14 protein-coding genes are annotated in these 12985 nt (G+C 72.1%); 9 read left to right on the top strand and 5 right to left on the bottom strand.

What is annotated here, in order from left to right; all coding sequences use genetic code 11:
- Nucleotides 1–19: 19 nt before the first annotated feature.
- The 3 genes from leuD to BJ993_RS02380 all read left to right on the top strand — a co-directional run bounded on the left by leuD (nucleotide 20) and on the right by BJ993_RS02380 (nucleotide 3449).
- Nucleotides 20–613, top strand: coding sequence for a 3-isopropylmalate dehydratase small subunit (gene leuD, locus BJ993_RS02390; RefSeq protein ID WP_179647591.1), 594 nt, complete (start codon nucleotides 20–22; stop codon nucleotides 611–613).
- A 64-nt stretch (nucleotides 614–677) separates the two neighbouring features.
- Nucleotides 678–2630: an LTA synthase family protein gene (locus tag BJ993_RS25530; protein WP_179647590.1), complete on the top strand. Its 1953-nt coding sequence runs from the start codon at nucleotides 678–680 to the stop codon at nucleotides 2628–2630.
- Nucleotides 2631–2804: 174 nt separating this feature from the next.
- The gene (locus tag BJ993_RS02380) at nucleotides 2805–3449 is read left to right on the top strand and encodes an HU family DNA-binding protein (protein ID WP_179647589.1); all 645 of its coding nucleotides are present in this window, start codon (nucleotides 2805–2807) and stop codon (nucleotides 3447–3449) included.
- A gap of 74 nt (nucleotides 3450–3523) precedes the next feature.
- On the opposite strand, the gene cofC is transcribed toward BJ993_RS02380, so the two are convergent.
- Nucleotides 3524–4162: a 2-phospho-L-lactate guanylyltransferase gene (gene cofC / locus BJ993_RS02375; RefSeq protein ID WP_179647588.1), complete on the bottom strand. Its 639-nt coding sequence runs from the start codon at nucleotides 4160–4162 to the stop codon at nucleotides 3524–3526.
- A gap of 78 nt (nucleotides 4163–4240) precedes the next feature.
- On the opposite strand from cofC, the gene BJ993_RS02370 reads away from it, so the two are divergent.
- Nucleotides 4241–4981: a lysophospholipid acyltransferase family protein gene (locus tag BJ993_RS02370; protein ID WP_308645453.1), complete on the top strand. Its 741-nt coding sequence runs from the start codon at nucleotides 4241–4243 to the stop codon at nucleotides 4979–4981.
- Nucleotides 4981–5985 carry an NAD(P)H-dependent glycerol-3-phosphate dehydrogenase gene (locus BJ993_RS02365; RefSeq protein WP_179647586.1) on the top strand — a complete coding sequence of 335 codons (1005 nt, stop codon included), beginning with the start codon at nucleotides 4981–4983 and terminating at the stop codon, nucleotides 5983–5985. The genes BJ993_RS02370 and BJ993_RS02365 overlap by 1 nt, the downstream gene beginning before the upstream one ends.
- A gap of 3 nt (nucleotides 5986–5988) precedes the next feature.
- On the opposite strand, the gene BJ993_RS02360 is transcribed toward BJ993_RS02365, so the two are convergent.
- A complete protein-coding gene (locus tag BJ993_RS02360; RefSeq protein WP_179647585.1) occupies nucleotides 5989–7080 on the bottom strand; it encodes a trans-sulfuration enzyme family protein in 1092 nt (363 codons plus the stop codon).
- Nucleotides 7081–7104: 24 nt separating this feature from the next.
- Between BJ993_RS02360 and BJ993_RS02355 the strand changes: the two genes are divergently transcribed.
- The gene (locus BJ993_RS02355) at nucleotides 7105–8229 is read left to right on the top strand and encodes a D-alanine--D-alanine ligase family protein (RefSeq protein WP_179647584.1); all 1125 of its coding nucleotides are present in this window, start codon (nucleotides 7105–7107) and stop codon (nucleotides 8227–8229) included.
- On the opposite strand, the gene BJ993_RS02350 is transcribed toward BJ993_RS02355, so the two are convergent.
- Both BJ993_RS02350 and BJ993_RS02345 read right to left on the bottom strand, forming a co-directional pair.
- Complete coding sequence (locus BJ993_RS02350) at nucleotides 8226–8696, bottom strand: DUF3515 domain-containing protein (RefSeq protein WP_179647583.1); 471 nt, start codon at nucleotides 8694–8696, stop codon at nucleotides 8226–8228. The two genes, BJ993_RS02355 and BJ993_RS02350, sit on opposite strands and share 4 nt — an antisense overlap.
- A gap of 2 nt (nucleotides 8697–8698) precedes the next feature.
- Entirely contained in the window at nucleotides 8699–8935 is a 237-nt protein-coding gene (locus BJ993_RS02345; protein WP_028655943.1) for an Lrp/AsnC family transcriptional regulator, read from the bottom strand.
- Nucleotides 8936–9065: 130 nt separating this feature from the next.
- Between BJ993_RS02345 and BJ993_RS02340 the strand changes: the two genes are divergently transcribed.
- Both BJ993_RS02340 and BJ993_RS02335 read left to right on the top strand, forming a co-directional pair.
- On the top strand, nucleotides 9066–10046 hold the full coding sequence (locus tag BJ993_RS02340) for a thiamine-phosphate kinase (protein WP_179647582.1): 981 nt from the start codon (nucleotides 9066–9068) through the stop codon (nucleotides 10044–10046).
- A gap of 179 nt (nucleotides 10047–10225) precedes the next feature.
- Nucleotides 10226–10858 carry a class I SAM-dependent methyltransferase gene (locus BJ993_RS02335; RefSeq protein ID WP_179647581.1) on the top strand — a complete coding sequence of 211 codons (633 nt, stop codon included), beginning with the start codon at nucleotides 10226–10228 and terminating at the stop codon, nucleotides 10856–10858.
- 61 nt (nucleotides 10859–10919) lie between these two features.
- Here BJ993_RS02335 and rpmB read toward each other — a convergent pair whose 3' ends face one another.
- Nucleotides 10920–11105, bottom strand: a complete 186-nt coding sequence (gene rpmB / locus BJ993_RS02330) for a 50S ribosomal protein L28 (RefSeq protein ID WP_036546818.1) — start codon at nucleotides 11103–11105, stop codon at nucleotides 10920–10922.
- Nucleotides 11106–11263: 158 nt separating this feature from the next.
- On the opposite strand from rpmB, the gene fakA reads away from it, so the two are divergent.
- Complete coding sequence (gene fakA / locus BJ993_RS02325; RefSeq protein WP_179647580.1) at nucleotides 11264–12973, top strand: DAK2 domain-containing protein; 1710 nt, start codon at nucleotides 11264–11266, stop codon at nucleotides 12971–12973.
- The last annotated feature ends 12 nt before the right edge of the window (nucleotides 12974–12985 follow it).

Genomic DNA, 12985 nt, shown 5'->3' with positions numbered 1-12985 from the left:
ACCGAAAGGTCTTCCAGTCATGGAGAAGTTCACCTCGCACACCGGTACGGCGCTGCCGCTGCGCCGCAGCAACGTCGACACCGACCAGATCATCCCGGCGGTCTACCTCAAGCGCGTGACCCGCACGGGCTTCGAGGACGGCCTGTTCGCCGCATGGCGCAACGACCCGGAGTTCGTCGCCAACAAGCCCGAGTACCAGGGCGTCTCGATCCTCGTCGCCGGCCCCGACTTCGGCACCGGCTCGTCGCGCGAGCACGCCGTCTGGGCACTGATGGACTACGGCTTCAAGGTCGTGCTCTCGAGCCGCTTCGCCGACATCTTCCGCGGCAACTCGGGCAAGGCCGGCCTGCTCTCCGTCCCTGTCGAGCAGGACGTCATCGAGCAGCTCTGGGCCGCGATCGAGGCCGACCCGACGACGCAGATCACCGTGGACCTCGAGGCCCGCACCGTGACCTGCGGCGACCTGGTCGCGCCCTTCCAGATCGACGACTACACGCGCTACCGCCTGCTCAACGGGCTCGACGACATCGGCATCACGCTGGGCAACGAGGCCGACATCGCGGCGTACGAGGCCGGACGCCCGAGCTTCAAGCCGGTCACGCAGCACGCCTGATCCGGCTCAACGTCGGGGGAAACCCTGACGCGAGGACACGGGGTGGACAACTACAGTTCACCCCGTGTCCTCTTTCGTTCGCCCCGACGACAGGGTGACGGAGGAGCCTGACCCGGACGACGCGCCAGCGCCCGCGACGGCGGCCCCGCCCCTCGCTGCCGTGCTGCGTCGAGGCGTGCTCGGCAGCCTGCAGGCGGCGGCGGCCTCCGCGCTCGTGCTCGAGGCGGGCACGCTCGGCCTGTTCCTGCCGCGCTGGTTCAAGGACCTCTTCTTCGACAGCGGCGCCTTCTACCTCGACACCCTCGTGCTGTGGGTGGTGATCGGCTTCCTGTGGGCCGTGATCGGGCGGTTGGCGTGGTCCATCGCCGTCGTCCTGACGACATCGGTCGTGGTCGCGCTCGCCAACCTCGTGAAGATGCAGTACCGCGAGGAGCCGGTCTACCCGAGCGATCGCGACTTCCTCTCCGAGCCGGGCTTCCTGGCCTCGCTGGTCTCGCCGGTGCTGCTCGTCGTGGCGGCCCTGCTGGTGGTCGGCATCTTCGTGGCTGCCGTCCGCCTCGCCGTCCGGATCGAGCGGCGCCATCCGCGCCCACGACTGCGGACGCTGGCGCGCGAGCACGTGCTGCTGATGCTCGGCCTGCGCGTCGGTGTCGGTGTCCTCACGGGCGTCCTGCTGGTCCAGGCCGCGCAGTTCAACCACCCGGGCAACATGTGGCGCGGCCTCTACGAGCTGCGCGGCAACGACTGGCGCTACTGGAACCAGAAGACCAACTACCGCTCCAACGGCTTCCTCGGCGGCTTCCTCTTCAACATGCCGGTCGACGCCATGAAGCAGCCGAAGGGGTACGACGAAGCGGCGATGGCCGACGTCGCCCACCGCTACACGGCGCTGGCCGACCGGATCAACGCGCACCGCAAGGGCAGCCTCGACGACGTCAACGTCGTGCTGGTGCTGAGTGAGTCGTTCACCGACCCCACCGAGCTCGACGGCTTCGAGCTCGGCCGCGACCCGATCCCGCGCACCCGCGCCCGGATGGCGTCCACGGCGTCGGGCCACATGCTCGCCCAGATGTACGGCGGCGGCACGGCCAACATGGAGTTCGAGACGCTGACCGGCCAGTCGCTCGGCCTGTTCCGGCCGCAGATGCTGTCGCCGTACCAGATGCTCGTGCCGGAGCACGACGACTACCCGTCGGCGGTCGGCTGGTTCCACGGCCAGGGCCACGACGTGATCGCCGTGCACCCCTACCGGGTCGGGATGTACAAGCGCGAGCAGGTCTACCAGCGCTTCGGGTTCGACGACTTCATCCACGACACGACGATCCACGAGACCGACACGATCGACGACAACCCCTACATCTCGGACGAAGCGGCGTTCGACGAGGTGCTGACGCAGATCGACGACCACGAGAAGCCACTGATGGTCAACCTCGTGACGATGCAGAACCACATCCCCGTCGACGGCAACTACACCGACCCGGTGCCGGTCAGCGGCGCCGGTGGGGGAGAGGGCAGGAGGATCGGCCAGTACGCACGGGGCCTCGAGCACACCGACGAGGCCGTGGCCGACTTCCTCGACAAGCTGGAGAAGGGACCGGAGAAGACGATCGTCCTCTTCTACGGCGACCACCTGCCCGGCATCTACGACTCGTCGGTGAAGCACGACAACAAGGGCCTCGCGCTCTACCGCACGCCTTTCTTCATCTGGAGCAACCAGCCCGGCCACAACGTGCCGCGGGCGATCCCGACGACGAGCCCGGCGTTCTTCCTTCCCCTGCTGTACGACGTCGCCGACGCGCCCGTGCCGCCGTACCTCGCCATGCTCGACGCGGTCCACCAGCACGTCAGCGCGATCCAGCAAGGACGCCTGCTCGATGCGTCGGGCGAGCCGGTGAAGGAGGCCGAGCTCGACGCGACGACGCGCCAATTGCTCGACGACATGCGACTCGTGCAGTTCGACTTCTCCATCGGTCAGCGCTTCGCACTCGACGCGATGTGGCCCGGCGCGGTGTCCTGAAATCCCGGAAATCGCCCAAATACCGCCGTTTCCGTGAAAAAAGGCCCGGAAAGCACGGCGTGGTGATTGTGACTGTGCCCACTAGTGCCTAGCGTTCGCTGGAAGGACGGCTGGGCGAGGGCTCGGCCGCAAGCCCAAGGGACGCCCCCTCGGAGCGTTTCGAAAGGACAGGTAGTGAACAAGTCTCAGTTGATCGATGCGCTGGCTGACCGCTTCGAGGGCAGTCGCAAGGACGCGGCTCACGCACTCGACTCGGTTCTCGACACCATCACCCGCCAGGTGGCCAAGGGCGAGAAGGTCGCCATCACCGGCTTCGGCTCCTTCGAGAAGGCCGTCCGCAACGCCCGTTGGGTCCGCAACCCGCAGACCGGCGAGCGCGTGAAGACGAAGAAGAAGGCCGTCCCGAAGTTCAGCGCCGGCGCCGATCTCAAGAACGTCGTCTCCGGCGCGAAGAAGCTCCCGGCCCTGCCGAAGCCCGCCAAGAAGGCTGCCGCTGCTCCGGCCGCTGCCGCCAAGAAGGCTGCTGCCCCGGCGAAGAAGGCCGCTGCTCCGGCCAAGAAGGCCGCGACCACCGCGGTCAAGAAGGCTGCCGCTCCGGCGAAGAAGGCCGCCACCACGGCGAAGAAGGCCGCTCCGGCGAAGAAGGCTCCGGCTGCCAAGAAGGCCGCCCCGGCCAAGAAGGCTCCGGCTGCCAAGAAGGCCGCCCCGGCCAAGAAGGCCGCCCCGGCTGCCAAGAAGGCGCCCGCCAAGAAGGCTCCGGCCAAGAAGGCGCCCGCGAAGAAGGCTCCGGCCAAGAAGGCTCCGGCCAAGAAGGCCTGACGCTCGACGCCGCCGATCGGGCCGTCCTCCTCCGGGAGGGCGGCCCGATCGTCATTTCCCGCCCGGGCGGGAAATCAGGTGCGCAGCGTCGCGGGCAACGCGGCGGCCGTCGTCGCGCCCACACCGAGCGCCACCGCGTCGGCCAGCGCCGCCAGGTCGTCGACGTCGCGGCGGAGGGTGGCCAGCGAACCGGTCAGGGGCAGGGCGCCGGAGGCGCGGTGCGCGTCGGCGGAACCCGCGCCGAAGCGGGGATCGAAGGCGTCGTACGTCGCCGTGTAGAGCGTCGTCCCGGTGCCGTCCGCGTCCGCGACGAAGCAGGGCCGCCCGGCAGCGCGTGCGTGGTCGAGGGCCTCGGCCAGGTCGGCCGCGGTCAGGGCCGGCACGTCGGCGAGCAGGGCGACCGGCTGCAACCCCGGCGCCAGGTCGTGCGCGAACGCGGCGCCATGGCGAAGGGCCGCATTGAGGCCCGCGCCCGGATCGGCGCACGTCGCCACACCGTCGCCGGCCAGCGAGGCAGCGAAGGCCTCGTCGTCGCTGACCACCACGACGAGCGCGACGCCCGGTGTCGTCGTACACACCGAGACGGCGTCGGTGGCGAACGCCGCCGCCAGGCGGCGCCGGTCGGCGTCGGGGAGCGCGGACAGGCGGGACTTGCCGCTCCCCGGAGACTTCACCGGCAGGAGCACGGCGAAGGAGCCCGGGCGCACGACCATCCCTCCATCCTCCCAGCCGCCCATGCGCGTCTGGAGGGCGGCCGCCCGTGACGAGCGGTAACCTGCATCCTCGTGACGGTGCGCAAGTTGCAGGAGAGACGGGGCTGGGCCTTCAACATCGCCGTCCCGATCATCAAGCCCGTGCTGAAGGCGACCACGAAGCGCGAGTGGATCGGCGGCGAGAACATCCCCGAGTCCGGCGGGTTCATCATCGCGCTCAACCACATCTCGCACGTCGACCCGCTCACGGCGGCGCACCTCGTCTACGACCACGGCTACAAGCCGCGCTATCTCGCCAAGTCCGGCCTCTTCGACAACAAGGTCCTCGGCTACTTCCTGCGGGGGGCCGGCCAGATCCCCGTGAAGCGGGAGACCAAGGACGCCGTCGGCGCGTACGCCGCCGCGGTCGACGCCGTCCGCAACGGCCAGTGCGTCGTGATCTACCCGGAGGCCACGATCACCCGTGACCCGGCGATGTGGCCGATGAAGGGCAAGTCGGGCGCCGCCCGGATCGCGCTCGAGACCGGCTGCCCGGTCATCCCCGTCGGCCAGTGGGGCGCGCAGGAGCTCCTGGCGCCGTACACGAAGAACCCGCACCCCGTGCCGCGCAAGAAGATCGTGATGCGTGTCGGTCCGCCGGTGCAGCTCGACGACCTCCGCGCGAAGGAGCGCACCGGCGCGGTCGTCAACGAGGCGACCGAGCGGATCATGGCGGCGATCACGCACCAGCTGGAGCTGGTGCGTGGCGAGCAGGCGCCGGCGGAGCGCTACGACATGGCCGTGCACGGGGATCGATTCAAGAAGAAGGCGGCGGGCTGATGGGTGACAAGATCGCGGTCCTGGGGGCCGGTTCGTGGGGGACGGCCTTCTCCATCGTGCTCGCCGACGCCGGCAACGACGTGTCGATCTGGGCCCGGCGCGAGGAGGTCGCCGCGTCGATCAACGAGCGCCACGAGAACGTCGACTACCTCTCGGGCATCGAGCTGCCGCGGCGGATCACGTCGACCCACGACCCCGAGCAGGCGCTCGCGGGTGCGGACATCGTGGTCCTGGCGGTCCCGTCGCAGTCGCTGCGCGACAACCTCCCCACCTTCCTGCCGTACGTCGAGCAGGACGCCGTCCTCGTCTCGCTGATGAAGGGCGTGGAGCTCGGCACCCTCAAGCGGATGTCGGAGGTGATCGCCGAGGTGGGAGACGTCGGTGCGAGCCGCATCGCCGTCGTCAGCGGCCCCAACCTCGCCCGCGAGATCGCCCGCCGCGAACCGGCTGCATCCGTCGTGGCGTGCGCCGACGAGGCGGTCGCGACCCAGCTCCAGAAGCGCGTCCACTCGCCGGCCTTCCGGCCCTACACGAGCGTCGACGTCCTCGGCTGCGAGTTCGGCGGCGCCTACAAGAACGTCGTCGCGCTGTGCGTCGGCATGGCCGTCGGCCTCGGCTTCGGCGACAACACGACCGCGTCCCTGATCACGCGAGGCCTCGCGGAGACCGCGCGCCTGGCCATGAACCAGGGCGCCAACCCGCTGACCCTGATGGGCCTCGCCGGGCTCGGCGACCTCGTGGCGACCTGCTCCTCGCCGCTCTCGCGCAACCGCACCTTCGGCGAGAAGCTCGGCCACGGCATGACGGTCGAGGAGATCTACGCCTCGACCCGCCAGGTCGCCGAGGGCGCGAAGTCCTGCTCGTCGCTGCGCGCCCTGGCGGCCGCGACCGGCGTGGACGCCCCGATCGTCGACGCCGTCGACGAGGTCGTGCAGGGCCGGTTGACGACCGCGCAGCTGATGGAGGCGTTCATCAACCGCGACACGAAGGCCGAGCTGAGCTGACCGTCAGGCGTTGATCCGGTCCAGCGCCTGCACGAGGTCGTCCCAGAGGTCGTCGACGTCCTCGATGCCGACCGACATCCGCACGAGTCCCTCGGGGATGGTCGCGGCCTCGAGCTTCCAGCGGCGCCGGCGCTCGAAGGTCGACTCCACCCCGCCGAGCGACGTCGCGTGGACCCACAGCGAGGTCGCCCGCACCAGGAAGTCGCCGGCGTCCGCGCCACCGGCCAGGACCGGCGCGACGATCGCGCCGAAGCCGGGGTAGCGGACCTCCTCGACGGCAGGGTGCTCCGCGAGCCGGCGGGCGAGCTCGGCGGCGTTGGCCTGGGCCCGGTCGAGGCGCACGTGCAGGGTGCGCAGCCCGCGCAGGGCGAGCCACACCTCGAACGGCCCCGGCGTCGATCCCGCCAGCCCGCGGCGGGCCTTCAGGGCGTCGTACACCTCGTCGTCGGTGTCGGCCGGCGGGACGACGAGCGCGCCCATCAGCACGTCGCTGTGGCCCGCGATGTACTTCGTCGCCGAGTGCAGCACGATGTCCGCGCCGTCGGCGAGCGGCTGCTGGAGCAGGGGAGTGGCGAAGGTGTTGTCGACGACGACGCGGATGCCGAGCTCGCGCGCAGCAGCCGCGAGGGCGGGGACGTCGGCGACCTCGAGCGCCGGATTGGTCGGCGACTCGATCCAGAGGAAGGCGCAGTCCTCGTCGTCCTCCATCGCCTTGATCACGCCGGCGGTGTCGGTGATGTCGACGAGGTTGGCCCGCAGGCGCCCACGCGACTCGGCGTCGGCGAGGGCGGCGATCGTGCCGTTGTAGGCGTGCTGCGGCGCGATCACGCTGCTGCCCTGGCCGACCAGGTCCAGCAGCGTCGTCACGGCGGCCATGCCCGACGCGAAGGCCAGCGCGCGGCCGCCCTCGAGCGCGCCGAGGGCGTCCTCGAAGGCCGTCCAGGTGGGGTTGCCGAACCGGCCGTACTCGAGCTCGCCCGTCGCGACGTACGTCGACGTCATCGTGATCGGCACGTTGAGCGGCTGGTCCGCCTCGTGCGGCGGCCGGCCGGCGGTGACGGCGAGGGTGGCGGGGCGCAACGTGGGACCTGGCATGCCCCAAAGGTAGGGTCATCCGCGATGAACGCTCCCACTGGCCGCCGTATCCGCGTCGCCGTCGTCTTCGGCGGCCGCTCCAGCGAGCACGCCATCTCGTGCGTCACGGCCGGCAGCGTGCTGCAGGCCATCGACCGCGAGAAGTACGACGTCGTCCCGATCGGCATCGCGACCGACGGTCGCTGGGTGCTGGAGGCCGACGACCCGTCGCGGCACCGGATCACCGGTCCCGGGCAGCTGCCGTCGGTCGACGGCGAGCGGGCGTCCGTCTCCCTCGCCCGCACCGCCGAGGGCACCGAGCTGGTCGTCAGCGAGGCGTCCGCGCCGCCGCGCGCGCTGGGCGACGTCGACGTGGTCTTCCCGCTGCTGCACGGCCCGTGGGGCGAGGACGGCACCATCCAGGGCCTCTTCGAGATGACCGACGTGCGCTATGTCGGCTCCGGGGTGCTGGCGTCGGCGCTGTGCATGGACAAGGCGTTCATGAAGGTCGCCCTCCAGGCCGCCGGCCTGCCGGTCATGCCGTCGGAGACGGTGACCGCGCGCGAGTGGGCGAAGGACCCGCAGTCGGTCCGCGAGCGGGTCGCGACGCTCGGCTACCCGCTCTTCGTGAAGCCCGCCCGCGGCGGCTCCAGCATCGGCATCGCGAAGGCCCACACGGCCGACGAGATCGACGCGGCGATCGAGGGTGCTCTGGCGCACGACCCCAAGGTGCTCGTCGAGGTGTCGGCCGAGGGCGCCCGCGAGGTCGAGTGCGGCGTCCTCGAGGCGCTCGACGGCGGCGTCGACACCAGCCTCCCGGCCGAGATCCGGATCACCGGCGACCACGAGTTCTACGACTTCGAGGCGAAGTACCTCCCCGAGGAGCACACCGAGCTGGACGTCCCCGCACTGCTGCCGGACGGCGTCCAGGAGCGGATGCGCGAGCTCGCCGCGCAGGCGTTCACCGCCGTCGGCTGCGAGGGCCTGGCCCGCGTCGACTTCTTCCTCATGCCCGACGGCTCGCTCGTGGTCAACGAGCTCAACACCATGCCGGGCTTCACGCCGCTGTCGATGTTCCCGCAGATGTGGGCCGCGACGGGTGTGCCCTACGGCGAGCTGGTCGACCGGCTGCTGACGCTGGCGTTGAACCGCGACACGGGTCTGCGCTAGTCGCAGTCGTCGACGAGGGTCAGGTGCTCCTTGATGAGGGGCGCCAGGACCGCCATCGCCGCGGGACCCGCGTTGGGGCGGTACTCCGCCGGCACGGTGACCTCCACGCGCGGGCGGTAGCCGGCCGCCGTGATGGTCAGGTCGAGCCCCTGGTCGTCGTACTGCTCGTCGGGGATGTAGTAGCCCACGCCGTTGGCCTGCTCGCACGACGCGGCCAGGTCGAAGCCCTTCGGCTCGGGGACGCCGCAGCGCACGACGATCGCCGGGTCGCCGTACGCCGCCGCGGGGGCGTCGCTCGGGTCGACGTCGTCGCGCTCCTGCTCGGCGAGCGTCGCGGGCAGCGCGGCGGTGAAGGCGTCGCAGGTGGCGCGGTCGGCGTCGGACATCTCCGGGACGTCGACGTCGACCGGTCCGCCGCAGGCGGCGAGGACGGGGACGAGCAGCAGCAGGGCCGCTGTCCGGCGCATCCTCAGATGTGGACGACCGGGCAGGTCAGGGTGCGGGTGATGCCCTCGAGGTTCTGCACCTTCGAGACGACCAGCTTGCCGAGCTCGTCGACGTTGCGGGCCTCCGCACGGACGATCACGTCGTAGGGGCCGGTGACGTCCTCGGCCAGCGTGACGCCCTTGATGTTGCCGACCTCGCGTGCGACCTCCGCGGCCTTGCCGACGTCGGTCTGGATGAGGATGTAGGCCTGAACCACCATGGGACACGCCTCCTTCGTTGGGGTTGGTCGGTTGTGGAACGGCCTCAACCTACCGCGATCCGCCGCAGGCCGATAACCGGCGCAAGTGCCGGTTGTCGGCCCCGTGACCCGGGTCTGGTGGGATGGACCCATGACTTCCGGGACGGACCGTGACGCGAGCCTCGCCGACGTGGGGGAGTTCGGCCTGATCGACAGGATCAGCGAGATCGTCGCCGCCACGGCCCCCGGTGAGGACGTGCTCGTCGGGCCGGGTGACGACGCCGCGGTCCTGCGCGTGCGCAAGGGTCACGTGGTCGTCTCGACCGACGTGATGGTCGAGGGCCGCCACTTCCGGCGCGACTGGGCCGACGCCGCCGACGTGGGCGCCCGCGCGGCCGCGCAGAACCTCTCCGACATCAACGCCATGGGCGGACGCGCCCAGTGGCTCACCGTCGGTCTCGCGGCGCCGGCGGACCTGCCCGCCCAGTGGGCGCTCGACTTCACCCGCGGCTTCGCGGAGGAGTGCGCCAAGGTGGGCGCGGGGCTCGTCGGTGGTGACGTCAGCCGGGCCGACCAGGTGGTGGTCTCGGTGACGGCCATCGGCGCGTGCACGGTCTCGCCGGTGCTGCGCTCGGGAGCGGCCCCCGGCGACGTCGTCGCGATCTGCGGCCGCCAGGGCTGGGCCGCGGGCGGTCTCGCGGTGCTCGGTCGCGGCTTCCGCTCGCCGCGGGTGCTGGTGGAGGCCTACCGCCGCCCCGAGCCGCCGTACGACGCCGGGGTGGTCGCCGCCGAGGCGGGGGCCACCGCGATGGTCGACATCTCCGACGGCCTGCTCGCGGAGGCCGGGCACGTCGCCGAGGCGTCCGGGGTGTCGATCGACGTCGCCACCGCGTCCTTCGAGGTCCCCGAGCCGCTCCTCGCCGTCGGCCAGGCCACCGGCGCCGACCCGCTGCGCTTCATCCTCGCCGGCGGCGACGACCACGCGCTGCTCGCCACCTTCCCGGCCGACGTGGCGCTGCCGGACGGCTGGACGCGCATCGGCACCGTCGGCGCCGCGCCCGCCGAGGGTGCGCCGCGCGTCACGGTCGACGGGGCGTCGTACGACGGCCCTCTGGGCTGGTCGCACTTCTGATTCACCGCGCGAGCGCGTCTTCGCTCCGGCCGGGGGCAGCAAGCTGCCGTCGCTGCGCTCCCGCCGCGCTGCCGCGCCGCGGTCGTCCTGCGTGGGTCCAGCGTTGGCTTGGCGGCAGGCCGACACTGCATGGTCGGGAGCAGGCGACTGCGCGACGTCCTCGCGGGTATCTCCGCACCATGGATCTCGCACGTCCCGACCTCGCTCCCCGGTCGGTGTCCTTCGGCCCCCTGACCATCGCGTACGACGCCCGGGTGCTCACGCCCCGGCCGTGGACCGTCCTGCAGGCCGAGTGGGCGCGTGAGCTCCTCACGGAGGCGCCGCCCGGCCCGGTGCTGGAGCTGTGCAGCGGCGCGGGGCAGATCGGGCTGCTGGCCGTCCACGGGACGGGCCGGCGCCTGGTGTGCGTCGACGTGGACCCGGTCGCCTGCGGCTACGCGGCCGCGAATGCCCGGGCCGCCGGCAGGGGCGACCTCGTCGAGGTCCGTCAGGTCGCGCTCGACGGCCTGCCGCGGGAGGAGGTCTACCCGCTGATCGTCGCCGACCCGCCGTGGGTGCGCACCGACCAGACCGGCTGCTTCCCGGCGGACCCGGTCCTGGCGATCGACGGCGGTGTCGATGGTCTCCGGGTGGCGCGGGAGTGCGTGGCCGCCGTCGACCGGCACCTCCACGCCGACGGCTCGGCCCTGCTCCAGCTGGGCTCGGTCGAGGAGGCGCGGCGGCTGCGCGACGAGCTGCCGCCGACGCTGGAGCTGGTCGACGTCCGCGCGGAGGCCGGGTGCGGCCTGGTCCTGCTGCTGGAGCGCCCGTAGGCCGGAAAAATGCACTGACCCGTCACGCCGGGCGTGACGGGTCAGCGACGACGTGCTGGGGTCAGCGGGTGACCTTGCCGGCCTTGATGCAGCCGGTGCAGACGTTGAGGCGCTTCGGGGTGCCGTTGACGACGGCGCGCACGCGCTGGATGTTGGGGTCGAAGCGGCGCTTCGTGATCTTGCGGGACCACGGCCGGTTGTTGCCGAAGATCGGCTTCTTGTCGCAGATGTCGCACACGGCGGCCATGGGTAACTCCTGAGATCGCGGTCAGTTCGTGAAACTGGTCTTGAAGGCTGGTCGGCCCGCGCGCGGACGGCGCTTCGGGCAACCGGAAGAGAATAGCCGAGGAACGTCCCGTGGCCGAAATCGTCGGACACCCGTCCCGGCCCACTAATGTGAGGCCGATGGAGGACGGGACGACGGCCGGGGTGGCCGGTGCGGGCAGCGACGCCGGTGGCGGCATCGCGCTGGACACCGTGGCCCGCTTCGTCGACATCGCCGTCGACGCCCTGGCCCAGGCGCGCGAGGAGATCGACGCGCTCAACGTCTACCCGGTCCCCGACGGTGACACGGGCACGAACATGTACCTCACGGTCGTCGCCGCCCGCGACGCCGTGCGGGAGGCCCAGGCGGAGCCCGGCGCCGCTCGTGACGCCGTCCTCGCCGCGCTGGCCAGGGGCGCCCTGCTGGGCGCTCGCGGCAACTCCGGCGTGATCCTCAGCGAGATGCTCGGAGCGTCCGTACGCCGCATCGCGGCCGCGACCCCGCAGGAGGTGAACGCGGAGGTGATCGCCGACGCGCTGCGACAGGCGTCGGCGGCCAGCTATGCCGCGGTCGGGGAGCCGGTCGAGGGGACGATGCTGACCGTGCTGCGGGCCGCGGCCGAGGCCGCCGCGGTCCAGGCCGCGAAGCCGGGCGCGCGCAGCAGCGACGTCCTGACCGAGGCGGCCGCCGCCGCCCGCGAGGCGCTGGGCCACACGCCCGAGCAGCTGGAGGTCCTCGCCCAGGCGGGGGTGGTCGACGCCGGCGGGCGCGGACTGTCGGTGATCCTCGACGCCGCCGAGACGGTGCTGACCGGCCGCCGGCCGATCCCGGTGACCGCTCCGCTGGGCAGCCACGCGATCCCGGTGCCGCACGTCGCCGCCGCGGGCGCGGGCGCGGACCTCTGCGAGGACGGCCCTGCCTACGAGGTGATGTACCTGCTCGACACCCCGGACGACGTCGCACCCGGGCTGCGCGCGCGGCTCGGCGAGCTCGGCGACTCCGTCGTGGTCGTCGGGGGCGATGGCCTGTGGAACGTGCACGTCCACACCGACGACGTCGGCGCCGCGATCGAGGCGGGGCTCGGTCTCGGGCGGCCGCACCGGATCCGGGTGACCCACTTCGCGGAGCAGATCGCCCGCCAGGAGGCGCAGCAGGAGGCTCCGGCGCTGCCGGCGCTGGCCGGCCGCCAGGTGGTGGCGGTCGCGGCCGGGCCGGGACTGGCCGCGCTCTTCGAGGAGGCGGGGGCGGTCGTCGTACACGGGGGGCCGGGACGGCGCCCGTCGACCGGCGAGCTGCTCGAGGCGATCACCGGCTGCGGGGCGCGCGAGGTCGTCGTGCTGCCCAACGACGAGCCGACCGTGCGCGCGGCGCTCGCCGCAGCGAGCACCGCCGAGGCCGACCACGGGGGCCGGGGGCTGCGGGTCGCCGTGATCCCGACCCATGCGCAGGTCCAGGGCCTGGCGGCGCTCGCCGTGCACGAGCCCGGCCGGGGGTTCGACCAGGACGTGACCGAGATGACCGCCACCGCGCGCCACGTGCGGCACGGCGCCGTCACCATCGCGGCGCGGCAGGCGATGACCATGGCCGGTCCCTGCGAGCCCGGCGACGCGCTCGGCGTCATCGCCGGTGACTTCGCGGTCGTGGGTGACGAGCTCGGCGGCGTCGCGCTCGTGGTCCTCGACCGGCTGCTCGCCGCCGGTGGCGAGCTGGTGACACTCGTGGGCGGCGTCGACTGCGGCGATCTCGCCGAGCGCGCCACGGCGTGGGTGGAGGAGTTCCACCCCCATGTCGACGTCGTGGTGTACGACGGTGGCCAGGAGCGCTACCCGCTCCTGATGTCCGTCGAGTAGGGAAGGACCCCG

The sequence above is a fragment of the Nocardioides aromaticivorans genome (genome assembly GCF_013408525.1).
Taxonomy (GTDB): domain Bacteria; phylum Actinomycetota; class Actinomycetes; order Propionibacteriales; family Nocardioidaceae; genus Nocardioides; species Nocardioides aromaticivorans.
Note: the sequence above shows the minus strand (reverse complement) of the source record. Positions and strands in the feature narration are given on the sequence as shown.

Excerpts from the sequence above, each read along its gene's own strand:
- leuD (WP_179647591.1), top strand. The coding sequence starts at position 20 with ATGGAGAAGTTCACCTCGCACACCGGTACGGCGCTGCCGCTGCGCCGC.
- cofC (WP_179647588.1), bottom strand. The coding sequence starts at position 4,162 with ATGGTCGTGCGCCCGGGCTCCTTCGCCGTGCTCCTGCCGGTGAAGTCT.
- BJ993_RS02365 (WP_179647586.1), top strand. The coding sequence starts at position 4,981 with ATGGGTGACAAGATCGCGGTCCTGGGGGCCGGTTCGTGGGGGACGGCC.
- BJ993_RS02360 (WP_179647585.1), bottom strand. The coding sequence starts at position 7,080 with ATGCCAGGTCCCACGTTGCGCCCCGCCACCCTCGCCGTCACCGCCGGC.
- BJ993_RS02355 (WP_179647584.1), top strand. The coding sequence starts at position 7,105 with ATGAACGCTCCCACTGGCCGCCGTATCCGCGTCGCCGTCGTCTTCGGC.
- BJ993_RS02350 (WP_179647583.1), bottom strand. The coding sequence starts at position 8,696 with ATGCGCCGGACAGCGGCCCTGCTGCTGCTCGTCCCCGTCCTCGCCGCC.
- BJ993_RS02345 (WP_028655943.1), bottom strand. The coding sequence starts at position 8,935 with ATGGTGGTTCAGGCCTACATCCTCATCCAGACCGACGTCGGCAAGGCC.
- BJ993_RS02340 (WP_179647582.1), top strand. The coding sequence starts at position 9,066 with ATGACTTCCGGGACGGACCGTGACGCGAGCCTCGCCGACGTGGGGGAG.
- BJ993_RS02335 (WP_179647581.1), top strand. The coding sequence starts at position 10,226 with ATGGATCTCGCACGTCCCGACCTCGCTCCCCGGTCGGTGTCCTTCGGC.
- rpmB (WP_036546818.1), bottom strand. The coding sequence starts at position 11,105 with ATGGCCGCCGTGTGCGACATCTGCGACAAGAAGCCGATCTTCGGCAAC.
- fakA (WP_179647580.1), top strand. The coding sequence starts at position 11,264 with ATGGAGGACGGGACGACGGCCGGGGTGGCCGGTGCGGGCAGCGACGCC.